Origin of the sequence: Bacillus sp. 2205SS5-2, from assembly GCF_037024155.1 — a bacterium.
Taxonomy (GTDB): Bacteria; Bacillota; Bacilli; order Bacillales; family Bacillaceae_K; genus Bacillus_CI.
The window spans coordinates 49,351-75,164 of the sequence record NZ_JAYKTS010000006.1 but is presented as its reverse complement, the minus strand read 5'-3'; the positions used below and the strand labels follow the sequence as shown (position 1 = coordinate 75,164).

The window sequence follows — 25,814 nt, the reverse complement described above, 5'->3', positions numbered from 1 at the left end:
ATATGCTTAAGCTTCCGCTTCGTTGACACCCTTTTCCATCGCTTTCCAAGCAAGTGTCGCGCATTTGATTCGAGCTGGAAATTTGGCAACTCCCTGCAGGGCTTCAATGTCACCTAAATCTACATCCTCATCATAATCTTTTCCTAGCATCATGTCAGAGAAGATATTTGAGAGCTTTAAGGCGGTTTCAATATCTTTCCCCTTAACTGCTTGCGTCATCATCGAAGCAGAAGCCATTGAGATGGAACATCCTTCGCCGTCAAACTTAGCCTCTTGGACGATCCCATCTTCCACTTTCATCGTTAAGTGAATGCGGTCGCCACAAGTAGGATTGTTCATGTCAATTTTCATACTTCCATCCTCAATCGCACCTTTGTTACGAGGGTTTTTGTAATGATCCATAATCACTTGTCGATACAATGTATCGAGATTATTAAAAGACATCGCTAAAATACTCCTTTGTTGTTACAAGCCCTGCCACAAATTTATCAATATCTTCTTCTGTGTTATATAAATAAAAGCTTGCACGAGCTGTAGCTGAAACGTTTAACCATTTCATTAATGGTTGGGCACAATGATGGCCAGCACGAACCGCAATTCCTGCTGCATCTAACACTGTGGCTAAATCATGAGGGTGAACATCATCCACATTAAATGTGACAAGTCCTGCACGTTTCATTGGATCTTTTGGTCCAAAGATTGTCATACCCTCAATTTCAGACATTTTCTCTAAAGCATAAGCAGCTAATTTATGTTCATGCTTTTCTATCTCATCTAAACCAATTTCTTCAAGAAAATCGATCGCAGCACCTAAACCGATCGCACCGGCAATAATGGGCGTTCCCCCTTCAAATTTCCAAGGAAGTTCTTTCCACGTTGATTCGTACAGACCGACAAAATCAATCATCTCACCGCCAAATTCAACTGGTTCCATATTTTCGAGCAAATGCTTCTTCCCATAAAGAACCCCAATTCCAGTTGGTGCACACATTTTATGTCCAGAAAAAGCGAAGAAGTCACAGTCTAAATCTTGCACATCAATCTTCATATGAGGAGCGGATTGTGCACCATCAACAATCATAATCGCTCCATGACTGTGTGCGATAGCCGCTATTTCTTTAATCGGATTCATCGTCCCGAGCACATTCGAAACATGCATAACTGAAACAATTTTCGTGTTATTGGTTATCGTTGCACGAGCATCCTCAATTGAAATGGTTCCATCTTCTTGTAGCGGAATATATTTAAGAGTAGCACCGGTTTCCTTGGCGAGTTGTTGCCAAGGAATAATATTACTATGATGCTCCATGTACGTAATAATAATTTCGTCGCCTGAAGAAACATTCGCCCTACCATAACTTTTCGCAACGGTATTGAGAGCGGTAGTAGCCCCTCTAGTAAATATGATTTCCTCCATTGAAGAAGCATTGATGAAGTTCCGAACCTTTTCACGTGCTCCTTCGTAACCGTCGGTCGCTTTTGTTCCGAGAGTATGAACACCGCGATGAACATTCGAGTTATACCCACGATAATACTCATTCAGAGAATTAATCACGCTAATCGGTTTTTGGGAAGTCGCTGCACTATCTAAATAGACTAATGGATGGCCATTCACTTCTTGGTCGAGAATCGGAAACTGTTTACGAATCTCTTTCACATCCATTATTGCACTTTCCCTTCAATGACCTCGACCAATTGTTTTTTTACACCTTCAATTGGTAGAACGTTCACAACAGGTGCAAGGAATCCATGAATAATGAGGCGTTCTGCTTCTTTTTGAGAAATCCCGCGACTCATTAAGTAGTACAGTTGAAGAGGATCCACACGACCTACTGACGCAGCATGACCGGCTGTGACATCATCTTCATCTATAAGCAGAATCGGATTCGCATCCCCGCGTGCTTTTTCACTGAGCATTAACACACGAGATTCTTGTTCCGCATTGGACTTAGAAGCACCTTTTTCAATCTTCCCAATCCCATTGAAAATTGAACTCGCTTCATCTTTCATCACACCATGCTTTAATATATAGCCTTCAGAATTCTTTCCGAAGTGAACAACCTTAGTGGTGAAGTTTTGTTTCTGAGATCCACGTCCGACAACTACCATTTTCGTGTCACCGAAGGATCCGTCACCCATCAAATTTGTTACGTTTTCAGAAATGGTATTACCGTCATTCATCGAGCCTAGTGCCCACTCAATTCGTGCATCGCGAGCGGCCACACCTCGACGATTCACATAGGTTGTTACACCTTCAGTAAGGGTGTCAACCGCACCAAATAATACTTTCGCATTCGCATTTGCGACAACTTCTGTTACAAGATTAAAGATACCCTCTTCAGTCTTGCATGTAGAAATATAATTCTCTACATACGTCACTGAACTATTATCTTCTGCTACAACTAAAACATGATTGAAAAGCGTCGCGTTTTCATCATCATGCACATACACGGACTGGATCGGTTCTTTTATTTCTACATTTTTAGGGATATATAAGAAAACTCCGCCATTTAGAAAAGCTGTGTGTAAAGCCGTTAGTTTATGCTCATCTACTTTGACAGCACTCATAAAATATTTTCGCACCAACTCACTATGCTCTTTCACAGCAGTAAAGATATCTGTAAAAATAACCCCTTGCTCTTTTAACTCAGGAGAAAGTGATACAAGTGAAGGCGTATTATTTCGCTGAATGTAAATATTTTGTGCTTCTTCTTTGTTATTTAACAGCTCTTTAACTGCTAAAGGTAATTCATCTATTGAAGTAAAAGCTGGACTTTTTACATCATGTGTTTCGAATGAAGTAAAGTTCCATTTATCAATTTTGGTTTTATCTGGTTTAGGCATCGGAAGATCTTCTGCCTTTTCGTATGCTTCCTTACGTAGAGATGTTAACCATTCTGGCTCTCCTAGTTGAGTTGAGAAGGTATTTACGTAATCCGCATCTACTGTTAATTTCGTTTCCACAGTCCTATTCCTCCTCCTAACAATTACGCTTCTTGACCAACAGTTTCGTCTTCAATACCAAGCTCTTCTTTAATCCATTCGTATCCTTCAGCTTCTAGACGTTGAGCTAGTTCAGGTCCACCCGACTTTACAATGCGACCTTGCATCATAACGTGGACTTTATCAGGGGTAATGTAGTTCAGAAGACGTTGATAATGCGTAATCATTAAGCAACCAAAGTTCTCGTTGCGCATCTCATTTATCCCTTTAGAAACGACTTTCAAAGCATCAATATCAAGACCGGAATCAATCTCATCTAAAATAGCGATTTTCGGTTCAATCATCATTAATTGCAGAATCTCGTTTCGTTTTTTCTCTCCACCAGAAAATCCTTCATTTAAATAACGTTGAGCCATATCCGGATCCATATCAAGTAAATCCATTTTTTTATCCATCGTACGGATGAACTTCATAAGAGAAATTTCTTGCCCTTCTTCACGTCGGCTATTAACAGCAGAACGTAAGAACTCAGCATTGGTTACTCCACTGATCTCACTTGGATATTGCATCGCTAAAAATAGACCTGCTTTGGCACGCTCATCTACTTCCATTTCTAATACATCTTCTCCGTCAAAAGAGATGCTTCCACTTGTTACTTCATATTTTGGGTGACCCATAATTGCAGAAGAAAGTGTAGATTTCCCGGTACCATTTGGCCCCATAATTGCGTGGAATTCTCCACCATTAACTTCAAGGTTAACACCCTTAAGAATTTCTTTTCCATCGATCGCTACATGTAAATCTTTAATGATTAAAGTTGAACCTGACATGATCATACCTCCAAAGACATTTATATGATAATATTGCCGAAGCAAAATCATTCTCATTTTATTCTCATTACAATCTTATAACAAATGAAAATTATAATCAACTACTTGATCTTTAGTTTTCACTATGTACGTGTTGGAAACTTCTTTCCTCTTTACCCATATATTATATTGCACTAATATCCATGAAACAAAACAAAAAACCAGCGACTTTTTCTCACTGGTTTTCCGAGTTTTTTCCTTATTATAAGTTACCGTGAACTTTTCGGTCCAGGTTTGCAATAATTCTTCTGCTTTGAATGTAATCATTTTCTCTTCTTTTTTCTACTTGCATGCGAACGTCATGCTTTCGTTTGTACACTTCATAGCCTACACCATGGGCAGCGTGCATCGCCTTTTCCATATCGGTTGTGTACTCCATATTAAGAGAGCTGATAATAAATCATTCCTTTCAGTTTTGTACCTCGTCTTTAATGTTACTACCCTTTCAAAAAGCAATCAAAACGTAAATAGTCGTTATATCCGACTTTAGCCTTCCCCTCCCACTCTAAGCACTTACTTCTCCTACTCAGTCGCAGAATTCAGCTATATTACGAGCGAATCCTCTTACTTTGAGGCTCTTTTCGTATACAATGTGGCTATTTCATCTGATTTTTGATTAAATCGCCCATTTCACTGTTGAACTCCATTAATAATAGACGAAATGATGCCCGAAATAGAGCTATATCAACGTTTATAGACTGGTTCGAAAAGCAACAAACTTTGCGAGAACAGCCTACTTTGAAAATAGACTTATTTTAGTTCGTTCAGTTCAACAATACATTCTTGAACAAGTGTCACCGCTTGACTCATAGCCGCGCCACCTCCAAAAGCTGCTGTTACCCCGACTGCTTCTAAAATCTCCTCTTCCGTACAACCTTGGTCTAAACAGCCCTTCGTATGATAAATAATGCAATACTCATCTTGGGAATAGATACTAATGCCAAGGGCAATCAGTTGTTTTTCTTTTTGACAAAGCTTCCCTTCTTTAAAACACTCCTGAGTGAAGGCATTATAATGATGGGCAAGATCGGGCATCTTCTTCGTAAACATCCCTAAACCTTCTTTATATTCAAGTAACGCAGCTTCCGTCGCATTTCGAACTTCGAATTCTTGTTCCAATTTGTCCAGCTCCATTTCCTGACATAGTAATTTTGCATTCACCTGTTTAAAGGGCCATCTCTCTAATGTTCAGACTCTTTTCGGATACATTGTTGCTATTTAGTCTAATTTTAGATGAAATCCTCCATTTTTCAGGTGATTCACATCAAAAACAAACGAAAAGATGCCCCGAAACAGTGCAATATCATCGTTTATAGACTGGTTCGAAAAGCAACATACTTCGTGTAAGCAGCCTTCACAAAAATAGTATGAGTCAATCGAAAACAATCTATGAGCAAATTTTTTATCCAACAGGTTTTTATCTCGATATAAGAAAGCGAGTCAAATCACAGAGCTGTTTATTCAGAAAAAAAAGCTTGGAAAGTGATTTCCCAAGCTTTTTTCTCTATCATAATATTTATTTATCGTTCAAAGAGTGCAGAACTCTTTGAGAATCGAAGCCCTCTTATTGAGAAACTGGAACAACTACTCCATTCCACTCTGCCAAAATATAATCTTGAATTTCTTTTGAACGAAGAACCTCAACCAATGCTTGAATTCCTTCATTCTCCTTATCCTCACTTCGAACCGTTATAATATTTGTGTAAGGTGAATCACTGTTTTCAATCGCAATGGAATCTTTTAGCGGATTAAGCTCCGCATCTATAGCATAATTCGAATTGATTAACACCGCATCCCCTTCTCCATTTTTAAATAATTCAGGAAGAAGAGCTGCTTCATATTCATAATCAAATTGTAGATTTTTCGGATTTTCAACGATATCCTCCAGAGTGGCTTCAGTTTTTTCTACCCCTTCTTTAAGAGAAATTAGCCCTTTCTCTTCTAATAAGGATAAAATACGACCATGATCCGGAACCGAACTACTAAGCAAAATCTCAGCTCCTTCTGGAAGCTCATCTAATGAATTATATTTTTGAGAATATACCCCGATCGGCTCAATGTGAATTCCACCAGCGTTGACAAAATCATAACCACTTTCATCAATTTGTTTATTTAAGTAAGGAATATGTTGAAAATAATTCGCATCTAAATCACCATTTTCTAAATCTTTATTCGGTAACACATAATCTTGATAGGTTTCGATTTCCAACTCATATCCTTTTTCCTCTAATAATGGTGCTGCTTTTTCTAAGATTTCTGCATGAGGAATATTTGATGCACCAATAACAATTTTATTATCCGCATCATCTCCATTTCCGCATGCTGCTAATGTAAATACACTTGCTAAGGCTAATCCTTTGATCCAATTTTTCATTTTACTCTCCCCTTATCTTTTGTCTAGTTTTTTCGTTAGGATGTCTCCAATTGCTTGGATGATAAACACAATGATTAGAATAATAATGGTAGCCATTAAAGTAACGTCATCTCGACTACGTTGGAAGCCATCGAGATAAGCTAAGTTCCCTAAACCACCCGCACCGATTACGCCCGCCATTGCCGTATAGCCTACAAGGGCGATGGCTGTTACTGTGATTCCTGAAACAAGTGCAGGCATCGATTCCGGAAGCAACACTTTTAAGATGATGGTAGACGTTTTCGCCCCCATTGACCGGGCAGCTTCAATGATTCCTTTGTTGATTTCTCGTAAAGCAATCTCCACCATTCTGGCATAAAAGGGAGCTGCTCCGATGATCAGGGCTGGAAGAGCTGCATTTGCCCCACGAATCGTCCCAAGTAGTAATTTCGTGAATGGGATAAGTAGAACAATTAAGATAATAAACGGAACGGAACGAAAGACATTGACGAAGCCGCTAGTAATTACATACACCGCTTTGTTCTCCCATAAGTTCCCTTTTGAAGTAAGGAATAAAATAAGTCCTAGTATGGTTCCTAAGAAAAAGGTGATCACTACAGACATACTTGTCATATACAATGTTTCCAGACTTGCTTCCCACATTTTGTCCCACTTGACGTTTGGAAATAATGTTGTCATCATGCTGAGATCACCTCCACACCCACGGACTGTTTCTCAAGAAATTGAATTGATTGTTCAATTTCAGTTTGCGGCCCATCTAAATGAAGAAATAAGGTACCGTATGCTCCTTTTTGAGTATGTGCAATATTCCCTTGCAGGATATTCACGTTAAGCGAAAACTCCCGAATTAACGATGAAATAACAGGTTGCTCTGCAGCGGTCTCAATAAACGTTAACTTGACCACTCTTCCATTCGGATAACGTTGAACTAAGTGCGCAATCGTTTCAGTCGTTTCCTCTTGTTCACTAATTTGTTGAACAAATCGCTTCGTAATCGGCTGCTTGGGATGTTGAAAAACATCGAGCACATTGCCCGTCTCCACAATTTTCCCTATTTCCATGACAGCCACTCGGTGACAAATCTTCTTGATCACATGCATCTCATGCGTGATTAAAACAATCGTTAAACCAAACTGCTTATTAATATCCACCAGTAATTCAAGAATACTATCGGTCGTCTCGGGATCCAGTGCAGAGGTCGCTTCATCACAAAGCAATACATCTGGATTATTTGCTAATGCTCGTGCAATTCCCACTCGTTGCTTTTGTCCACCACTTAATTGCGAGGGGTATGCGTCTTCTCTACCTTCTAACCCAACTAATTTGATTAGTTCTTGCACTCGTTCTTTCCGTGCGGCTTTTTCTATTCCCGCAATCTCAAGCGGAAAGGCGATGTTATCAGCAACCGTACGGGACCAGAGAAGATTAAAATGCTGAAAAATCATCGAAATATTTTCCCTTGCATTTCTTAAGTCTTTCCCTTTAATTTTCGATACCAGTTGTCCGTTTACATTGATTTCACCAATAGTTGGCACCTCAAGACCATTTAACATTCGAATGAGCGTGCTCTTCCCCGCACCGCTATAGCCAATCATGCCGAAAATTTCACCTTTTTGGATTTGTAGATTGACCTCATCTACAGCTGTAAAGGTCCCGGTTTTCGTCTGAAATGTTTTTTTCACATTTGAAATTGTAATCAAATCCATCACCTGCTTTCCTTGACGCTATTTGCCACTTTAATTCTGCTAGTATAGTATCTGTTTCACCCAATAAAAAATGCCTTTCCGCAGAAGAGCAGAAAGGCATACATAATCTATTCCTTTCTCTCATCTCCCAAACCACAAATGTGATTCGTGTGAATTGGCACCATTTCAACGTAACGTTGACGGTTGCCGGGTTTCATAGGGCACATCCCTCCACCACTCTTGATAAGAGTCTATCGCTTTATTCAATTAAAGTTTTAATGTACTTACGTAGAAGTAATTTATGTTTGTGATTGTATCATGGGTAAAATTAGCGTGTCAACACTTTTTTTTCATAATGATTCTCAACAGTTTCATGGTTTCGGCATAGCCAGAGGAGTGATTCTAGGCGGAGGTAATCACGGTATCTGCCTTTTACTTGAATGCGACCGGACAAAACAAATGATGACATTTTTTGATTTGCAGTTAATAAATCTGTTAGGTCTGACAATGAACCAGATACCGTAAAATAAACAAAATTTTGTGTTGCTATTTCAATAACTATTCCGCTGGGTCCCCATTTAAGATGCCAGATATCATTTGTAGTTTTAAATGAAAAATAGATGTTGTTGTGAGGTAATAGTTTTTGGATGTGGGGTCTGGACTCATATGTCGTAATCAATTGATTGAGGTGATCGATCAAAGTGATTCCTCCCATATACATGCTTTTTCAATGTATTCTTTAATTTTTGGGGAAATCCTCTATTTATTACTCGACATATTTCAGTGGGAATTGTAGAGATTTCGCAGGGTTTTAGAGCAGGAGTCGGATTTCGCTGTAAATAGGAAGGCCAACGGGTTAATTATCTTCCTGACTTATTGTATCTGTATAGAGGGTTTACTGTGGTATATGATGTACAAAGACTTTAAGCTTTATATCTATGCCTTTTCACCTTTTTGAATACTCAGATGCTAACCAACCGATTATCTGGAATTGTTTCTTTATGTTCTTTAGAATGCTCAAACATCAATTGTATACAACGCAAATTGTAGATTACACTGTATCAGATAATTTATTTCGTGTCGGTATTTATCAACTCATCTCTTTTAAATTCTTCTCTGACTCCCTATGTAATAACAACCCAAGATCGACCAAAATTCCGCGCGGTCCCTGTTGGGAATTCATTGATGGATCTTCGTATTGTTGAGTCACTTTTATACCCCCAACGTCTTGCTGTTTCTTCTGTTCTCATCATCTCACTGCAATTTAAATTAATCATCTTTTCCTCCTTTTTCATGAGAAAGGTCATATCAAATATTTTCTCACTATGCACTTTTTATGGTTTGACGAAATACAAAGATGTTATTGAGAGTCAGTCATTTAAATCCCCGCACCTATGTAAGATGCGACAGATAACGCAATCCATACAATTGATGAATTACTTATTTCAATCCACGCACCTATGTAAGATGCGACCCAACGTCCTGTCCGGTTTGCTCCGTAAAATTGCAATTTCAATCCACGCACCTATGTAAGATGCGACTACAAGCTGGTTTTAATCGTGTCAGGATTTATTCCATTTCAATCCACGCACCTATGTAAGATGCGACACGATGCAATCGATGAAGCGATAGAATCTATCGAATTTCAATCCACGCACCTATGTAAGATGCGACACCCAAAAAGATGTAGCTGAGTACTTAAATATTTCCAATTTCAATCCACGCACCTATGTAAGATGCGACTTACTCCTTTTAATAATTTATCGTAATGTCCCTATTTCAATCCACGCACCTATGTAAGATGCGACCAAATCAACGATATGGGTAGGTCCCCCGTTTACTATTTCAATCCACGCACCTATGTAAGATGCGACATAACGATTACGGTAAATTAATCACATCAGGCATATTTCAATCCACGCACCTATGTAAGATGCGACGAGTTTTTACAAATAAATTCATTGTCCTATTTTATTTCAATCCACGCACCTATGTAAGATGCGACAGCCAATTTTGGCAATAAAACTCAATTTCCTTTACAAGCAACAAACCAACATTACAAGGAGATGACCAACGAATAACATTTCCGTAATTCCCTTGTAACATTACCTAAATATCTGGTGCGGATCCCCCGGGAAAATCATGATCACTTCACATCCGCACTCAAATAATTAATGGATCCTGCATATCATATGCTTCCTTCGTCCCCACATGAACTACCTTTGATTTATAATTATTCCCAAGCTTATAAAATCGTAAACTATCTTTAGTTGGGTCAATCGTTTGTTCAAGTCTGTATTTTAATTCCGTAAACTGAGCCGCATCAACCACACACTCAAAGACAGAATTTTGCACCCTTTGACCGTAATCCAGGCATAGCTTGGCCACTTTTCGCAACCGCTTTGGACCACCACTATCTATCGTGGAAACATCATACGTAATTAAAACTAGCAAACTCATCACCTACTTCCATAAAAATGGAGGATATTCGTCCAAATCTCCTCGCAGATGCCTTGCGAGCAATAGTGCCTGCACATGGAGCACAAGTCCCCAAGATATTTTTTCTCCCAAGAACGGATGGGTAATTTTATCTTGTTTTCGTTCTTGCCACGCTTTTAGGAACTTCTTTCGTGCATCATCCTTCATAAGCACAGCGCCACTCTCTTTTTTTACGAAGTCATTGGAATTAATTGTTCTTTTATTAATTAAAGATAGAACAAAACGGTCGGCATATACACTTCTTAGTTCTTCCATTAAATCTAGTGCTAGGGATGCTCGCCCGGGACGGTCTTGGTGCATAAATCCTACATAAGAGTCTAGCCCTACCCCTTCTAAGGCAGATGCCGAATCATTGGCTAACAATGTATATGCGAATGAAAGCATGGCATTTACATTGTCCAGTGGCGGACGACGATTGCGACCATGGAAGTAGAATTCTTCCTTCTGCTGCAAAATCATTTGATCAAACACACTATTGTACAAAATCGCCGCCTGACCTTCGTATCCTCGCAAAGTCTCTAAATCCATCGTATTTTGGATCACTTTCAGCAGCCCTGTTAGTCCTTTAGAAACTTCTTTAAACTTCCCCAATTCTATTCTCAACGGGTGTTCCCTTGTAACTTTTTCTACCATCCATTTAGCATTAAACACTTTTCCAATAATAAAATTCTTTGCAATTCTTACTGACTTTTCCTCATTTTCTGAAAGACGATATTGCGTTTTCCTTAACACAACATTTCCTCTATTCTCTCCAACAACTCTGGCTAAAAATTTGCCATTTCGAGTTAAAAAAACCAGGGGAATACTATCTTTTGCGCATTTCCCCATTAGAGCAGGACTGGCACCGGTGTAGCCAAATGTATAAATCGAATCTAAATTATGGAGTGGGAATCGTGCTAATTTTTCATCCTCTTTAAGGATCACGATATTTTCACCATTTAAGGTTAAGTACACATCTGGAGTTGTTACAAATAAAGTATTTAATAACTTCTTCATTCCCCTATGCTCCTAGCGATGTATTTACTTACTGACTCTTTTGTCATTAGTCTTGGTATACAAATATGTTGTAGAGAACAGTTTTTACAAAACGCACCTGTTTTTACTTTTGGTGTATGTCTTTTGTGATAATATTGATGCATTTCTTCAAAAATATCTCTGACTTTCTTTTTCAATTCAGCGGTAAGCTCCACTTTTTCTCTCCGCTTAATTTCATTATAAAATAAATATCCAAATGACACTTCACAAGCTAGCATCTCCTCTAAACACATAGCTTGAGTGGTTAATTGTAAAATATCAACATCATCTTTTTTAGGTTTACCTCTTTTATATTCAATCGGAATTGGCATATAGAGAGTGGAGGAACCCTGAATGGGCACTCCACTTGCATGTTTATGAAATTCTACTACATCACAAACACCAGTCACACCTAATTCTCTTGATTGCACAGGTAAGGCCCTGACGATCAGTTTCTCGTTTCTTTTTTCCCGGATAAATGGAGAATCCGCTCGATTATGCAAATGCTGCCCTTCTACGGTTCTTACATTCTCTTCCCATTGCTGTTCAATGTGAATTAATGCCCACTGGCGTTTACAAAATTGAAAATGCTGGATACCAGACAAGGAAAGAAATTGCTCTTCATCATATTCCTTCATATTCCTTCACTTCTAAGCCATCTAATTCTTCCACATACAAATGTACATCCTCGAACGAATTAGGCTCTTCAGTTTGTAGCTCCATTTTTAAAGATCGATGGACTTTAGCGGATGAATACTGCCCCATTTTGGATGCATGCTCCCACCAGTATAGTCTGTGGACTTCCATTGATCCTTCTGGACGTGCAGATGAGCTATCATTTTCAAAAAGAGTTCTCAGTGCTTCTTGAATCTTTTCCGCATCTCTTCTTGTAAAACCCGTCTTTTCAGCAAGCTGTGTATTAATACTGCCATAAAACACATATACCCCGAAGTCGACACGATGCTTCATTCCCATTGTGTCCGCACCTTTTTTATCTGAAGTAGTAGAGTTGACAGATTTCGTAATTTGAATTGAAGAAATATCGATGGGATGTAAACTTGTCGCCGGATGGATCGACACTGGACCACGCACTCCTACAGATAGGACGTCTCCTTTAAAAGCGAACACTTGACCAAAACTTCGAACATCTGCCCAAGTTTCACAAGCAATCTTAGCAAACAGGTCTTTATCTTTGTCTTTATCCGCTTTTTTGAGTTCTGGAATACTATCAGCACGATCTTTTAAACTCTTAAACTCGTCGGATTTCTTTTCATCGGATTGCACAAAAATCTTTTCTTCCATATCCTGAAGTCGATTTCTGATTTTTCTCTTAAGACAAACATCTGAGATTTCTCCATACCCGTCATAGTTTTGTCGAGGACGATTCCCGTTCAGAGGATCTCCATTCGGATTGGCATTTTTCACAGATAATACAACGGCAAAATCAATCTTGTTCGCTAGTACTTCCATTTTCTTCATCTCCTTTAGATTGTTTTTTTCCTTGGTAAAGCTCATGTCTTTGTGAGTAGAACCCTAATAAAAATACCGGTGTTAACGTTTTGTTAGTGAAATCTGATGTGTTCATCTTAGAGGCAATTTCATCGATCATACTTGTAAGATAGCCACCCTTTGCTCCTAATCGTGCTTGGTATGGTTGGAGATTAGATTGGATGATATCCCATGTTCTTGTCGGATGTTTTGCAAAGGCATTCATGTACCGTTGTGCATTTGTAACTCGTTGGGAATCATTATTTGTAAGGGCTCTTTTTTCTAGGACATCTGCAACAGCTAATAATCTACCAAAAAGGTAATCTCGTTCCGTATTTTCAATCTCTAATGCCACGTCATACTCCTCCTTTTCATAATGCTTTTTTATCAGAGAACACGTAATACTCAAAGTTTTCTCCCATTCCCAGTATTCCAGCGCTACCGGATTGATGGCTTTAAAGTAAGCATTTCTCATTATATCTGGTGGCAATTTCGCTCGATCAATTACGCAAGGATACAACCTTTCAATGACTTGCTTAATCAATTTATCGCTTGCATTCCTACCATAAGCAATGTTTGCAATATCCTTTAAGGAGGGAGCCCCCGGAAATGGTATCATTTTCTTATCTTCATCTTTTCTGTATTTATGGAGCCAACTACTTGTTTGATGCCAGTGTTCAATATTGTGAATATACTGCTCTTTGTCTAAATTCCGATAATACACAACCGCCATTCTCCCTGGTGTGGCAGCGTCCAAGATAAGGATATTAATGTTGTCAGATTGATAGGTTAAATCTTTTTTATAACCAGCCATTGCCAGTGTTACTTTTTTGGCATAGGTTTCATGAGTTTGATCCTGTTCCTTATTCGGCTCTTCTTCCTCTTTTCCTAGTTCATTCAATAACGAATAGAAATCATCATGCGGGGAAGCGACCTTTGCTTCTTCATTACCCCAGACGAGAAACACTCGTCCGTCAATCACACGTCCCTGTTTTTGAATGAGCCACTTTAACGCGTTGTGGGCTTTTTGGGAAACGTCATAGCAGATATTGGCTGCTTCACTATCTTGTGAAAATCGCCCTCTATAAGTAAACCCCGTGCTATCATTCGCAGATATTAATTTAGACATATCCGCTGCATGACGTATTTTACTTGAATGTTTTTCTGTCTTGGGTCGATTCAAGCCTGAGATGTAGCAATATTCATCTTCACTGAGCTTAGAATTATAAAAATTCACAAATGAATCATGAACATCTTTATCATTCCAAACCTTATCAGTAATTTTTTCATCACCAAAATGGACATTAAACCTTACTGTTGCTTTCTCTTGAGTGTCTGAGAGTACCTTAAAAAGTTCTGGTTTGTCGCCATACTCTTCTTGTACCTGTTTCGACCATTTAGATATAAAATTACCTGAACGATTTACATGCACAATTGATTCTAGGATTAAGTCTGTAATTAGGCTCGATTTTGATAGGTATTTATGTATTATTTTCACTTTAGGGTGAGCATACTCTGATTGAGCGAATTCTAATAATTGGGTCATGTATAGGTCGTACAGATTTTGACCATTTTTATAGACGCCTCCATATTTCACATAATCTCCTGCGACATAAATTAAGTTATCATGTAAAGGGTGTGGGACAGGTTTACTTGTTCGACTAAATGATCCTTCAGTGCATGGAATAATCGTATTTGCATCATCTTTACTAATTACTTTGGCCGAATGAAAATCGCCGCTTTCTGTAATAGTAACTTCTATTTGAGCATGTTGAGTTGTATGAGCAACTGGCAATAAAGCATATTCTTGTCCGTTATATTTTCTTTGAATTTCCCCTACATGCTCCAAATTATTTTCGTAGGTCTTGTATAAATTCAATAACCAACTCACTTTCTCACCTCCTTAACTGTACTCTTCATAGAGTTCATCGACTGACAGCATCGTATCACTAGAGAATCCCTTGGTTTGTACCTTCTTTATTGGTCTTACAATTCGACAATCTTCAGGAGCGATAAAATCCATAATCCCCTTCTTCATTACTGGGTTCCAAAGTCTAGTTTCCATCATCTCCCTTCCCGTTTCGTCAGGATAATTGATCCCATGAACCATGGTTCCTAAGTGGATTTCTCCTTCATATTGATCATAAAACCCTTCCCCATCTCCAAAGGTTAGAGCCTCTACATATCCTTGACATTCCCTTGTCCCAAGAAAGATGTCTCTCCTTCCCCCAACGTTAACTGCCCGCTTCGCAATATTATGATGTTTATTTTCATTTCTATCAAAAGCTAGTTCTTCTCGGTGTGGGTTAAAAACAAAGTGAGCTTTAACTTGATATTTTACATCCTTTAGATAGGAGTAATACGCTAGTGTATTCCCTCCTTTATACACAATTGGCCTCATTCCTTTCGACTCCATCTGTATTGGATTCATCACTCGCACCGAGTCAATCACCCAAATGATCGTCGGCTTCCAATAGATCGATTCTACAATTCCTTTTAAAGCCTGATAGGTTGGGACCTGGTAGGAACACTTCTCTCCACCAATTTTTGTCACCGGATCTGTAAATAAGGCATACTTTCCATACACTTCAAATTCGATTGAATTCCGCATGCTATCATCCTTTCGTATCTAACCGAATAACGTATCCATTTCTACTTCTCCTGCTACATTCAGACCATAATGAAGGTCATACGCATTCTCTCTTAAGATTAAAAACTGTCCATCTCTTAAACTAATAATATCTCCGTTTTTTGATAGTTGATTTAATTCGTGTGCATAGACTCCAATAGTGTATTGCTGCGCTTTCTTCATCACTTCTGAAAATATCTCAATCGATAAGTTTTCATTTAAATCAGCAATGATGTCTTCTCCATCCCCATAAGGCACAATCACACTACTAGCAGGACTATCAATGACTTCAAAATGATTTGCTGCTGTTTTTAAACTCGATCTTAAAATAAGCGGAAAAGGCTTACCGGTTGCATGTTCAAAGCTATTTGCATAGACCCCATTTTCATTTAATAGGGAGGTCATATCTGTTTCTAACTTTGGAATAAAATAGTCTAAATCTCCTTTCATTTCGTGATAGTAGGACTGAAAATAATACTTCATTGTTTTTTGAGACAACAAATCATCTAAGGAACCACCTTGTCTGTCTAGGATGATTTTAGCTGTTATTTCAGCACCAACCTTTATTGACTTTAGATGTTGTAGATTCTCTTCTCGATGTTTAATAATATAGACATTTCCTGTTTTCTTCTCACCATGACGATTACATCTTCCGGCAGCTTGTGCAATCGAATCTAAACCAGCTAGTGAGCGGATGACTGAGCCAAAACTTACATCCACCCCGGCCTCAATCAATTGCGTGCTTAAACAAATCACCTTTTCTCCAGTACTTAGCTTGCTCCTGACCTCTGCTAATATCTGTATGCGGTGGGCTGCGCACATGCTCGTACTAAGATGATATAAAGAGGCTGATAAGTTCTCCTCCTTTAGCTTTTCGTATAATTTACGAACCACTGTTTTCGTGTTCAAGATGCACAGTACACTCTGTTCCTCTTCCACTTTTTCTTTTATAAATTCTGCTACATCATCTGTATCCCAGCCGTCCACCGATATGCTGTCCATTAAATTCACCCGTTTAAACGCTTTCGTGACTTGCTCTAACTGTTGAATTAATTCCCCATCTGGCTTGCTCATTTTCTTTTTAACCTCATCAAGCGCTGGCTGTGTGGCTGTACATAATAATATCGTTGAACGACAAACATCTCTTAAAAAATTGATCGACTCGTTGAATAACGAAATGCAGTTAACCGGAACGGATTGGACTTCATCAAATATTAAAATCGCATTAGCTAAATTGTGGAGTCGCCTCACATTTCTCGTTCCTCTTGAGTAAAAAGTGTTTAAATATTGGACCATCGTTGTGAATATAATAGGAGAATCCCAGTTATCCTTTGCCAGCTTTAACTTCTTATTTTTCACGTAATCTGGATCATCCTCTTTGTCTACTAACCAATCCTCTTGGATCACATTGGAGTGATGCTCTAAAATATTTGCGTCATCCATCAGTATCTTCCTTACGTCCGCGGCGTTTTGTTCAATAATGGTTGTGTAGGGAACTATATAAATGATTCGCTCTTTTTTATGATGAGTGGCGTGTCTTAATGCATATCTTAAACTGGCTAATGTTTTCCCGCCGCCAGTTGGGATGGAGAGAGTATAAATGCCTGGTGGTTTGGTAGCAGCTTGATCACATTGCACCGACATTTCTGCCCTAAGACGATGAATTGGATTTGATGGGTCACTTTTTTCTTTTAGAAGTTGTACATGAGAAATTAATCGATGATAATAACCGAGAAATAATTCTTGGTGATTTTTCGGTAAGGGCGTATCTTCTTTTTCTTCAAACACTCTAGTTTCTGTTCGGTCAGCGTCAATTAGGCAACTAAATAAATACTTAGATAGAAGAGCCAATGTAAAGGGAAGTCTATCTGCGGTAAGTAACGGGAGTTTTAATACGTGTATTAATTCTCCTAAAGACGTATGTATGAGCGTGTCCACATCATGATTTTGAAGAATATTGGGTAAATTTTTCTTGACTTGCTCATAACCAGGCAAGTCTTTTTCTATTACTCGATAGAGCACATCTGATGTAAGTTCAGGAGATAGAAAATTTTGTAGGCCCATATGGTGAGAAATAATTAAATTGCTTACTATTTCTGCTAATAATTTTTGTGATGGAGCTGATGAGGTTTGATGTAATTTTTCATAAATCCATTTACCTCCTGCGGTAGAGTGATCTACACTCCCTTTCCGAGGTGCGTGTTCCGGGTCGTAGACAGCTAACTTTAAGTACTGTTGGAACTCATCACTAATCTTCCCAGCGTCATGTAATATGCCTGCAAGTTCAGCCAAATGTTTAAGTCCAATTTTTTCACCATAACTAGCCGCTAAGCTACTTACACCTTCTAAATGTTTCTCTAATGACTGTTCTTCACCATCGCTGTTTCGTATATGAGCTATATAGTTCATACTCCACCTCCTACATTTATACTAATTCCGACTCTAATTACCTTTATTATACAGAAAAAAACAGGAAGATTATACTATTCCTTGTGAATATTCAATCTATTTCAGATCTATATCCCTATAATAATCTTGCGTTTGGATTGTGGATTGTTCATTGAGAATGGGGGGGCAACTTCTGATTTGCATTCGAGTTTTAATGGGATGCGTAAAGACATTTCTTATTTGTACGACTTTGAGGGGATTGGATTGACCTTGATTTATTCAAGAGTTAGGTGGTATATGCACATCTTTCACTTTTGCGCACCACTTCCTGCCTTTTGTGCACGACTTTTCTATCTTTGTGCACCTCTTTTTCGATTTGTACACGACTTTCCTCTTCTTATGCACATCTTTCATGTTTGCGCACCACTTCGCGATTTTCTTGCGTGGTCTGGTCTTTCATCTACCTAGTTACTTCTCCCACCTCTGCTAGCATTTCACAATAACTCAAAAAAAAACAACCTGTAGTTGTTTTTTTACTCGCTAATCAATTTCAATTCTTCATACAAATAAGGAACAGACTTAAATGCGTAAATCTTTTGGTGCAATTCTCCATCTATCATGGTCAGAAGGCATGGAACACTCTCAACACCATACTCTTCAGCCAACTCTGGCGCAAAGTTCAGATCCATTTTTCCAATCGGAAAAGAGGGAAGGAGCTCACTAGTGACGTCTAACATCCTCCCTGCCACTTGGCATGTACCACACATGGGGGTGTAGAGGTATAATGCGATTATGGGTTGCTTTTCTAGTTTTTCTTCTAATTCAGCGGTTGTCCAATTTGTCACCATTTTCTTCAAACTCATCCTTTTTCATAAAAATTCAGCATGTACATCGATATTCGCGCTTAGTAAAACAGAGGCTAAGTGTTGTCCAGGTGCGCAGGCGACTTCTTTATACATTCGATCAATGTATAAATGCTCGGCCTCTGGAAATTCACGAATAAAGAGCTTTCGTAGTTTTTCGCCAGCTTGATCTGCATCTACTAACACATACACTTCTCGGTGAAATAATGCATCAATAATTTCGTCTAGCTTTGTGCGACTAATGGTTCCATTTGTGCAGATAATCTCTACAGGTTCTTTAACAATTTTCTTTACTTTTCGCTTGTCCGAGGTGCCTTCAACAATGATGACCTTTTCTTCAAGTTCGTTCATCCAGCATCACCTTAGCTCTTTTCGAATATTTTGTTGCTTCTGACCCAAAGAAAAAACAGGCAATAAAGTATTTTCGTGTACTTTCCTACTTTTTGTCTATAAATGAAAAATTTCTCATCAGGAAAAGAGCACGAAGTCATACAAGTCAAGGGTTTTGTTCCAATAAGAAAAGCCACAATTTTTGCGAAAACAGCCTTTAAGTAAGTATATGTTATTGTAATCACATTTCATGTATAGTGGACGAAAAAAACTTACATTATCTAAATATTTTCTCTTTTTTTATGCATTTTTGCAATATTTCCGCTCAAAAACGATATTTTGTTGACAGAGTGGGCTGACAAATGCCCGAGTCCCTAGCCACTGCAGCTAGATCACGAAATGCGGAAGGGGCTCCGCCCAGCAGCGGCGGGCAAATGTTATCCAACGGAGAAGGTCCTGACCTTTGGAGTTGGATGTTATTTGTCCCATAGCTGCTAGCCACTGCAGCTAGATCACGAAATGCGGAAGGGGCTCGCCCAGCAGTGGCGGGCAAATGTTATCCGACGGAGAAGGTCCTGACCTTTGGAGTTGGATGTTATTTGTCCCATAGCTGCTAGCCACTGCAGCTAGATCCGTCTATTTTTAATGTGAATCAATATGGAAATGGGCGATTTAATCAAAAACCAGATGAAAAAACCATAATGTATACGAAAAGACTCTTGCAAAAAAAAGAGACAGGAATTCTGTCTCTCCTAGCACCAACCACCTTGGTTGCAGTGTAGTACTGAAAAACCTTCGAAGTGTCCGATTAAAACTAGGTTCTAGACTGAGGTTGAGCCCTTCTTCCGGTAAGTTCATTTTCCCAATCAATTTATTCAATTTCATAACACCTCTATATCGCCATTAGGATGCAACATATAGTTGAATTAAACCGTCTTCAACTATATGCTGGCATGATATGGCTAGTTAATGCAATTATGAATTTGACTCAATTGACTCTCTAAATAAAAAGCTAAATGATTTTGTTCTATTTTAGCCATGACACGCTCTGTAACATCTAATTTTTTCGGTGTGAGCGTAACACAACTCCTTCTTTAGTATGGAGATAGAGTTAGCTTTCCCAATTCCAAAACAAAACACCATGGAGTTGCTCCAAGGTGTTTTGTTTACGCTGTTTAGTTTTCGTTAATCATTTCATCATATTGCTCTGATGTCATCAATTTCTCTACATCAGCCATATCTGTTGGTTCAACAACGACCATCCATGCTTTTTCGTAAGGAGATTCATTGACAAATTCTGGTGAGTCATCAAGCTCTTCATTTATTGCTACGACTTTACCGCTCAGTGGAGCATAAAGTTCTGAAACTGTTTTCACAGATTCAACACTTCCAAAGGGCTCGTCCGCTTTGATTTCATCTCCCACCTGTGGAAGCTCAACAAAAACGATATCTCCAAGCTCCGACTGGGCAAATTCAGTAATACCAATTCTCAGTTGCTCGCCTTCTACTTTTACCCATTCATGTTCTTCTGAATAACGTAATTCTTTTGGTGTGCTCATTAAAATCCCTCCAAACCTATAGTCAACTTAATCTTCCCATATCTATTCGACAAAAAGCAAGAAATCCCTTTTTATTTTCAAGAATTCACCCATGAGTTCTCAAATTGCTCTTCGTTAAATCCAACGGTCACTTTTTGCCCGTCTGTAACAATTGGTCGTTTAATTAACATTCCGTCTGACGCAAGTAATTGCAGTAGTTCTTCCTCTGTTGCCGTTTTCATGCGGTCTTTCATTCCGAGCTCACGGTATTTTTGTCCGGAAGTATTGAAGAATTTTTTCAATTCAAGTCCGCTCTTCTCATGTAGCTGTTTAAGTAATTCGGCTGATGGCGGATTTTCGACAATGTGGATATCATCTACCTGCACATTATTTTCTTCTAACCATTTTTTTGCTTTTCTACACGTCCCACACTTAGGATATTGATAAAAAGTTACCATTACTACACTCCTTAATTACAAGTTGTTTCTACTGTATAGATTAGTTCTTTTAGTAGTTCAGTTGCATCCGCTAATTCTAGTGAGTAATATCTTTGTGTTCCCTTTTGCACAATCGAAACAAGCTTTTGATCGCGAAGCATTTTTAAATGATGCGAAACAGCTGGTCGAGAAAGCGTTAAGTTCTCAGTGATTTCATTTACCGTCATTGGCTGCTTTTCCGCTAATAGTAAGATAATATCTTGACGATATGGATCGCTTAGCGCTTGAAAAAGCGGTATGCAAGAACGAAATGTTTCAATAGCTTTTTGCCCCATAATGTACTTCCTTTCTCCGGTTTCACCTTCCATTATACTCGGTCTTGGGCTTTACGAACAATGCTTGGAACGATGCTTCTTGGCATTAAGCGAACGGCCTTGGCTAGGATTTTATTTTTCATTCCTGGAATCACCACTGTTTTTTCTTGTTTTAAGCCTTCATACGCTTTTCTCGCAACCGATTCAGCATCCATTACACCACTTTTGAAGAGCTTAGACTGACCGAGTTCCGCTTGATCCCCAAAGCCAGTGCTAGTTGGACCGGGGCATAATGCAGATACCGTAATTCCCGAATCTTTCCATTCATTCGAGAGAGCTTCCGAGAATGAGAGCACATAAGCTTTCGTTGCATAATAGACAGCCATAAGTGGACCTGGTTGAAAAGCAGCTGTTGATGCCACATTTAGTACCTGTCCTTGTTTTCGCTCTACCATCTCTTGTCCAAAATACTTACTTAACTCGGTTACTGCGGTTATGTTCACTTGAATCATCTCTAATTCCCTTTGCATATCTGTTTTCTCAAATTCACCAAACAAACCAAAACCAGCATTATTGATCAGTGAATCAATGACCAAGCCTCTCCGTTTCGTTTCTTCGAATAGTTGTTTGGCCGCTTGTGGCTTGGATAAGTCACTTACAATCACATTAACTTTGATGCTATGTTTTTTCGATAAATCCTGTGCAATTTCATTTAATTTATCTTCACTTCGAGCCACGAGTACTAGATTATGCTGATCTTGAGCAAATAGCTTTGCTAATGCTAACCCAATGCCTCCAGAAGCACCTGTAATTAGAACGGTTGATTTCATCATTTCTTCTCCTTTAATCCTTAATATAAGTTTAAATGTTTAAACATATAATATTATAACTACCTCCTTACGTCAAGCGGGCTGATTTCGAGGGGTAAAGATAATACTAAATGGCTCTTCTCGTTTACCTTGTGGCTATTTCATCTGATTATCAATTAATTTTTCTACTTCACTGTTAATTTTCATCCAAAACAGACGAAATGATACCCGAAACAAAGCTTTATCAAAGATAATAAACTGCTACGAAAAACTACAAACTTTGCGAAAACAGCCTAGTAAACTGAAGTTCTGCATTCTGGCCTTAACGTCGAGCATTCGAGCCTCAAAATTGTGCAGTAACGCATCAATGTCGTGCATAAATAGTCATACAAGTAATCATCTTAAAAGCTATACTACTTCTTTAAAATGCCCCAACTTCAAAGCTACATTCCCAATTCAAAACGAAGGAATGTTGTCATCACAAGTCCTTTCCCCTATACCTTTCCAAGAATATCCGTTCCCGCATAGTTATCCACATAAAAAAGAGAGCCCAATGGGACTCTCTTTTATGCTCAATATTATAGGGCGTATTTCTCTGCATCGACTAATTTCTCTGATGCTTCACGTTTTAATGCAACTACATTTACTGGTGTGTAGCGAATTAGTTTACGAAGAGCTGACAGCATCATGCGTAAAGAATCGCCTGTTTCTACCGCAACTAATGTTTCTTTGGCGTGTTGTTCAATTTCAATGAACGCTTCTTGACAGAAGATTTGCGTATAGAGTAGTTTTTGCTGGGCTTTTTCAAGACCTTGAGTTTCGATTGCTTTCTCTGTACGAAGAACAGCTGATTCCATTGCATAAGCATTGGATACGATGTCGGCAATGTTAACTAGGACTTCTTGTTCTTTTTCAAGCGCCTTGCCAAATTTTTGTGCTGCAAGACCCGCTGCTAATAAACCAATTTTCTTCGCATTTTTCACAAGCATTTTTTCTTGTGCTAATGGCGCATCGCCAACTTCTTCTGGCATCATCATCATTAATTCTTCTTGAAGAGCTCGAGCTTTCTGAAGTAAAGGTAATTCACCTTTCATCGCTTTACGAAGGAATGTGCCTGGTACTAATAGGCGGTTGATTTCATTCGTTCCTTCGAAGATACGATTAATCCGAGAGTCTCTGTACATTCTTTCAATTTCATATTCTTGCATAAAGCCATATCCACCATGGATTTGGACGCCTTCATCAGCAATGTAATCTAACACTTCTGTTGCAAATACTTTATTTAAAGAACACTCAATCGCATATTCTGCGATCGAATTAGCTACTTCTTTTCCGTTTTTCACTTCTTCGTCTGTTAATTGACTCATACGGTCTTCAAATAATCCAACTGTACGGTAGACAGAGCTTTCCGCCGCATACAGTTTAGCTGCCATCGTAGAGAATTTCTCTTTTGTTAAGTTAAAAGCAGAAATTGGTGTTTTAAATTGTTGACGTTGGTTTCCATATTGTAAGGCAATTTCTAGCGCGCGCTTAGACGCTCCAACAGCACCTACTCCTAATTTGTAACGACCGATATTTAGGATATTAAAGGCGATAATATGACCTTTGCCCGCTTGACCTAATAGGTTTTCAACTGGAACTTGAGCATCTTCAAGAATTAATGTACGAGTAGACGAGCTTTTGATTCCCATCTTTTTCTCTTCAGCACCAGTTGACACTCCAGCAAACTCACGCTCTACGATAAAGGCTGAGAATTGCTCGCCGTCAATTTTCGCATACACCACGAACACATCGGCAAAACCAGCGTTTGTGATCCATTGTTTTTCACCATTCAATACATAGTGAGTACCCTCAGCATTAAGCTTCGCAGTTGTTTTTGCTCCTAATGCATCTGAACCTGAACCTGGCTCCGTTAATGCATAAGCCGCAATTAATTCTCCCGTAGAAAGAGGGGGTAAGTATTTATTTTTTTGATCTTCATCACCAAATAATACAATTGGTAGGGAACCGATTCCTACGTGAGCCCCGTGTGTAATCGAGAATCCTCCTGCACGTGACATTTTCTCAGCAATTAACGCAGAACTTACTTTGTCTAGTCCGAGACCGCCGTACTCTTCTGGCACATCTGCTCCAAGTAGACCAAGGTCTCCTGCTTCTTTTAGTAAGCGAACAGAGTGTTCAAACTCATGATTTTCAAGGTTCTCCACAACTGGTAAAACTTCTTTCGCTACATAATCTTCTGTTGTTTTGGCAATCATTAATTGCTCATCTGAATACTCTTCAGGTGTAAACACTTGGTCATACGATACATCTTCAATTAAAAAACTTCCGCCTTTTACTAATTTATCTGTTGAATTCGTCATTAATAATTCCTCCTTAGAATGGTAAAAATGTATAGCAGAGGCGACAATCATCGCCTCCTAAATCCAATTAAATCAGTTCAAATACTCCAGCAGCACCCATGCCGCCACCAATACACATGGTGACAACACCAAATTGTTGATTACGACGTTTCATTTCATGGATGAGGGAAAGCGTTAATTTAGAACCCGTACATCCAAGTGGATGACCAAGTGCAATGGCACCACCATTTACGTTGACGATGTCCTCATTTAAACCTAGCTGACGAATAACTTGTATCGATTGAGAAGCAAACGCCTCATTTAGTTCAAACAATCCGATATCGGATAATTCTAAGCCCGCTAGCTTCAGTGCTTTCGGAATTGCTTCAACTGGTCCAATTCCCATAATTTCAGGTGCTACACCAGCTACTGAAAAGGAACGAAACTTGGCCATCGGAGTTAATCCAAGTGAAGTTGATTTTTCACGATCCATGACCATTACAGCTGCTGCTCCGTCACTGGTTTGCGAAGAGTTTCCGGCTGTTACGGAACCTCTGACATTGAATGCTGGGCGTAGCTTTCCTAGTACTTCGGCGGTTGTATTTGGACGAACACCTTCATCTTTTGAAAATTGAAGCTCTTTATCTACTAATTTATTATTCTCATCTACAGAGCGAAGTGTCACATCCACGGCTACTGTTTCATCCGCAAACTTTCCTTCTGCTAATGCTTTTGCCGCACGCTGATGACTTCTTACCGCAAATGCATCTTGATCTTCACGTGAGATACCATATTTTTGGGCAACAGCTTCAGCAGTATGACCCATGCCCATATAGTACTCCGGTGCTGTTTCTGCTAATGTTGCGTTCGGACGGACAACATGACCCATCATAGGCACTAAACTCATTGATTCTGCTCCACCTGCAATGATTGTATCGGCATGACCAATCATAATTTTCTCGGCTGCATTGGCAATGGACTGCAAGCCTGAAGAACAGTAACGATTGATCGTAATGGCTGGTACTGTATTTGGAAGACCAGCTAGTGCGCCAATGTTTCTTGCCATATTCAGACCCTGTTCCGCTTCTGGCATCGCACAACCGATGATTAAATCATCTATATTCCCTTCATAATTTCCAGCACGCTTTAATGTTTCTTTTACCACTAGTGCCCCTAAATCATCTGGTCTTACAGAGGCTAATGTTCCTTTCTTCGCTCTTCCGACTGGTGTTCTAGCACCACTCACGATGACCGCTTCACGCATGATGGATCTCCCCTTTTCTCTTAAATTA

The 25,814-nt window shown here is 39.1% G+C and carries 27 protein-coding genes, 1 CRISPR repeat array and 1 riboswitch; of the genes, 1 reads left to right on the top strand and 26 read right to left on the bottom strand.

Going from position 1 to position 25,814, the window contains the following annotated elements; genetic code table 11:
• Positions 1 to 6: 6 nt before the first annotated feature.
• The 20 genes from sufU to U8D43_RS06080 form a co-directional block, all read right to left on the bottom strand.
• A complete protein-coding gene (sufU, locus tag U8D43_RS06175; protein ID WP_335870300.1) occupies positions 7 to 444 on the bottom strand; it encodes a Fe-S cluster assembly sulfur transfer protein SufU in 438 nt (145 codons plus the stop codon).
• Positions 434 to 1,663 carry a cysteine desulfurase gene (locus U8D43_RS06170; protein ID WP_335870299.1) on the bottom strand — a complete coding sequence of 410 codons (1,230 nt, stop codon included), beginning with the start codon at positions 1,661 to 1,663 and terminating at the stop codon, positions 434 to 436. Before U8D43_RS06170 ends, sufU begins: the two co-directional genes overlap by 11 nt.
• Entirely contained in the window at positions 1,663 to 2,964 is a 1,302-nt protein-coding gene (gene sufD, locus U8D43_RS06165; RefSeq protein ID WP_335870298.1) for a Fe-S cluster assembly protein SufD, read from the bottom strand. Before sufD ends, U8D43_RS06170 begins: the two co-directional genes overlap by 1 nt.
• A gap of 23 nt (positions 2,965 to 2,987) precedes the next feature.
• Positions 2,988 to 3,773 carry a Fe-S cluster assembly ATPase SufC gene (gene sufC / locus U8D43_RS06160; RefSeq protein ID WP_335870297.1) on the bottom strand — a complete coding sequence of 262 codons (786 nt, stop codon included), beginning with the start codon at positions 3,771 to 3,773 and terminating at the stop codon, positions 2,988 to 2,990.
• Positions 3,774 to 4,014: 241 nt separating this feature from the next.
• Positions 4,015 to 4,173 carry a YuzK family famiily protein gene (locus U8D43_RS06155; RefSeq protein ID WP_335870296.1) on the bottom strand — a complete coding sequence of 53 codons (159 nt, stop codon included), beginning with the start codon at positions 4,171 to 4,173 and terminating at the stop codon, positions 4,015 to 4,017.
• 389 nt (positions 4,174 to 4,562) lie between these two features.
• The gene (locus tag U8D43_RS06150; RefSeq protein ID WP_442893570.1) at positions 4,563 to 4,862 is read right to left on the bottom strand and encodes a carboxymuconolactone decarboxylase family protein; all 300 of its coding nucleotides are present in this window, start codon (positions 4,860 to 4,862) and stop codon (positions 4,563 to 4,565) included.
• A gap of 514 nt (positions 4,863 to 5,376) precedes the next feature.
• Positions 5,377 to 6,186 (bottom strand): MetQ/NlpA family ABC transporter substrate-binding protein, encoded by an 810-nt coding sequence (locus tag U8D43_RS06145; RefSeq protein ID WP_335870295.1) that lies wholly within the window; start codon positions 6,184 to 6,186, stop codon positions 5,377 to 5,379.
• Between the two features lie 12 nt (positions 6,187 to 6,198).
• The gene (locus U8D43_RS06140; RefSeq protein WP_335870294.1) at positions 6,199 to 6,867 is read right to left on the bottom strand and encodes a methionine ABC transporter permease; all 669 of its coding nucleotides are present in this window, start codon (positions 6,865 to 6,867) and stop codon (positions 6,199 to 6,201) included.
• A complete protein-coding gene (locus tag U8D43_RS06135) occupies positions 6,864 to 7,886 on the bottom strand; it encodes a methionine ABC transporter ATP-binding protein (RefSeq protein WP_335870398.1) in 1,023 nt (340 codons plus the stop codon). The genes U8D43_RS06140 and U8D43_RS06135 overlap by 4 nt, the downstream gene beginning before the upstream one ends.
• Positions 7,887 to 8,009: 123 nt before the next feature.
• A riboswitch (SAM riboswitch) is annotated at positions 8,010 to 8,121 on the bottom strand.
• Positions 8,122 to 8,199: 78 nt separating this feature from the next.
• Positions 8,200 to 8,571 carry a hypothetical protein gene (locus U8D43_RS06130; protein WP_335870293.1) on the bottom strand — a complete coding sequence of 124 codons (372 nt, stop codon included), beginning with the start codon at positions 8,569 to 8,571 and terminating at the stop codon, positions 8,200 to 8,202.
• Between the two features lie 424 nt (positions 8,572 to 8,995).
• Entirely contained in the window at positions 8,996 to 9,148 is a 153-nt protein-coding gene (locus U8D43_RS06125; protein ID WP_335870292.1) for a hypothetical protein, read from the bottom strand.
• Positions 9,149 to 9,247: 99 nt separating this feature from the next.
• Positions 9,248 to 9,876: a CRISPR direct-repeat array (repeat unit 32 nt; unit sequence ATTTCAATCCACGCACCTATGTAAGATGCGAC).
• A gap of 158 nt (positions 9,877 to 10,034) precedes the next feature.
• Positions 10,035 to 10,325 carry a CRISPR-associated endonuclease Cas2 gene (gene cas2, locus U8D43_RS06120; RefSeq protein ID WP_335870397.1) on the bottom strand — a complete coding sequence of 97 codons (291 nt, stop codon included), beginning with the start codon at positions 10,323 to 10,325 and terminating at the stop codon, positions 10,035 to 10,037.
• 9 nt (positions 10,326 to 10,334) lie between these two features.
• Complete coding sequence (cas1c, locus tag U8D43_RS06115; protein ID WP_335870291.1) at positions 10,335 to 11,366, bottom strand: type I-C CRISPR-associated endonuclease Cas1c; 1,032 nt, start codon at positions 11,364 to 11,366, stop codon at positions 10,335 to 10,337.
• The gene (cas4, locus tag U8D43_RS06110) at positions 11,363 to 12,022 is read right to left on the bottom strand and encodes a CRISPR-associated protein Cas4 (protein ID WP_335870290.1); all 660 of its coding nucleotides are present in this window, start codon (positions 12,020 to 12,022) and stop codon (positions 11,363 to 11,365) included. The genes cas1c and cas4 overlap by 4 nt, the downstream gene beginning before the upstream one ends.
• The gene (cas7c, locus tag U8D43_RS06105) at positions 12,009 to 12,854 is read right to left on the bottom strand and encodes a type I-C CRISPR-associated protein Cas7/Csd2 (RefSeq protein WP_335870288.1); all 846 of its coding nucleotides are present in this window, start codon (positions 12,852 to 12,854) and stop codon (positions 12,009 to 12,011) included. Before cas7c ends, cas4 begins: the two co-directional genes overlap by 14 nt.
• Positions 12,829 to 14,763, bottom strand: coding sequence for a type I-C CRISPR-associated protein Cas8c/Csd1 (cas8c, locus tag U8D43_RS06100; RefSeq protein ID WP_335870286.1), 1,935 nt, complete (start codon positions 14,761 to 14,763; stop codon positions 12,829 to 12,831). Before cas8c ends, cas7c begins: the two co-directional genes overlap by 26 nt.
• Positions 14,764 to 14,775: 12 nt before the next feature.
• Positions 14,776 to 15,483 carry a type I-C CRISPR-associated protein Cas5c gene (gene cas5c, locus U8D43_RS06095; RefSeq protein ID WP_335870284.1) on the bottom strand — a complete coding sequence of 236 codons (708 nt, stop codon included), beginning with the start codon at positions 15,481 to 15,483 and terminating at the stop codon, positions 14,776 to 14,778.
• Between the two features lie 18 nt (positions 15,484 to 15,501).
• Positions 15,502 to 17,910 (bottom strand): CRISPR-associated helicase Cas3', encoded by a 2,409-nt coding sequence (gene cas3 / locus U8D43_RS06090; protein ID WP_335870282.1) that lies wholly within the window; start codon positions 17,908 to 17,910, stop codon positions 15,502 to 15,504.
• Between the two features lie 512 nt (positions 17,911 to 18,422).
• Complete coding sequence (locus tag U8D43_RS06085; RefSeq protein WP_335870280.1) at positions 18,423 to 18,737, bottom strand: thioredoxin family protein; 315 nt, start codon at positions 18,735 to 18,737, stop codon at positions 18,423 to 18,425.
• 21 nt (positions 18,738 to 18,758) lie between these two features.
• Entirely contained in the window at positions 18,759 to 19,103 is a 345-nt protein-coding gene (locus tag U8D43_RS06080; RefSeq protein ID WP_335870278.1) for a toprim domain-containing protein, read from the bottom strand.
• 341 nt (positions 19,104 to 19,444) lie between these two features.
• Between U8D43_RS06080 and U8D43_RS06075 the strand changes: the two genes are divergently transcribed.
• Positions 19,445 to 19,573: a hypothetical protein gene (locus U8D43_RS06075; protein WP_335870276.1), complete on the top strand. Its 129-nt coding sequence runs from the start codon at positions 19,445 to 19,447 to the stop codon at positions 19,571 to 19,573.
• A 684-nt stretch (positions 19,574 to 20,257) separates the two neighbouring features.
• Here U8D43_RS06075 and gcvH read toward each other — a convergent pair.
• From gcvH to U8D43_RS06045, 6 genes are all read right to left on the bottom strand, one after another.
• The gene (gene gcvH / locus U8D43_RS06070) at positions 20,258 to 20,641 is read right to left on the bottom strand and encodes a glycine cleavage system protein GcvH (protein ID WP_335870274.1); all 384 of its coding nucleotides are present in this window, start codon (positions 20,639 to 20,641) and stop codon (positions 20,258 to 20,260) included.
• A 77-nt stretch (positions 20,642 to 20,718) separates the two neighbouring features.
• The gene (locus U8D43_RS06065; protein ID WP_335870272.1) at positions 20,719 to 21,078 is read right to left on the bottom strand and encodes an arsenate reductase family protein; all 360 of its coding nucleotides are present in this window, start codon (positions 21,076 to 21,078) and stop codon (positions 20,719 to 20,721) included.
• A gap of 11 nt (positions 21,079 to 21,089) precedes the next feature.
• Positions 21,090 to 21,392, bottom strand: coding sequence for an ArsR/SmtB family transcription factor (locus U8D43_RS06060; RefSeq protein ID WP_335870270.1), 303 nt, complete (start codon positions 21,390 to 21,392; stop codon positions 21,090 to 21,092).
• 32 nt (positions 21,393 to 21,424) lie between these two features.
• Entirely contained in the window at positions 21,425 to 22,201 is a 777-nt protein-coding gene (locus U8D43_RS06055) for an SDR family NAD(P)-dependent oxidoreductase (protein ID WP_442893566.1), read from the bottom strand.
• A gap of 557 nt (positions 22,202 to 22,758) precedes the next feature.
• A complete protein-coding gene (locus tag U8D43_RS06050) occupies positions 22,759 to 24,543 on the bottom strand; it encodes an acyl-CoA dehydrogenase FadE (RefSeq protein ID WP_335870266.1) in 1,785 nt (594 codons plus the stop codon).
• 67 nt (positions 24,544 to 24,610) lie between these two features.
• Positions 24,611 to 25,786: an acetyl-CoA C-acetyltransferase gene (locus U8D43_RS06045; RefSeq protein WP_335870264.1), complete on the bottom strand. Its 1,176-nt coding sequence runs from the start codon at positions 25,784 to 25,786 to the stop codon at positions 24,611 to 24,613.
• Between the last annotated feature and the right edge of the window lie 28 nt (positions 25,787 to 25,814).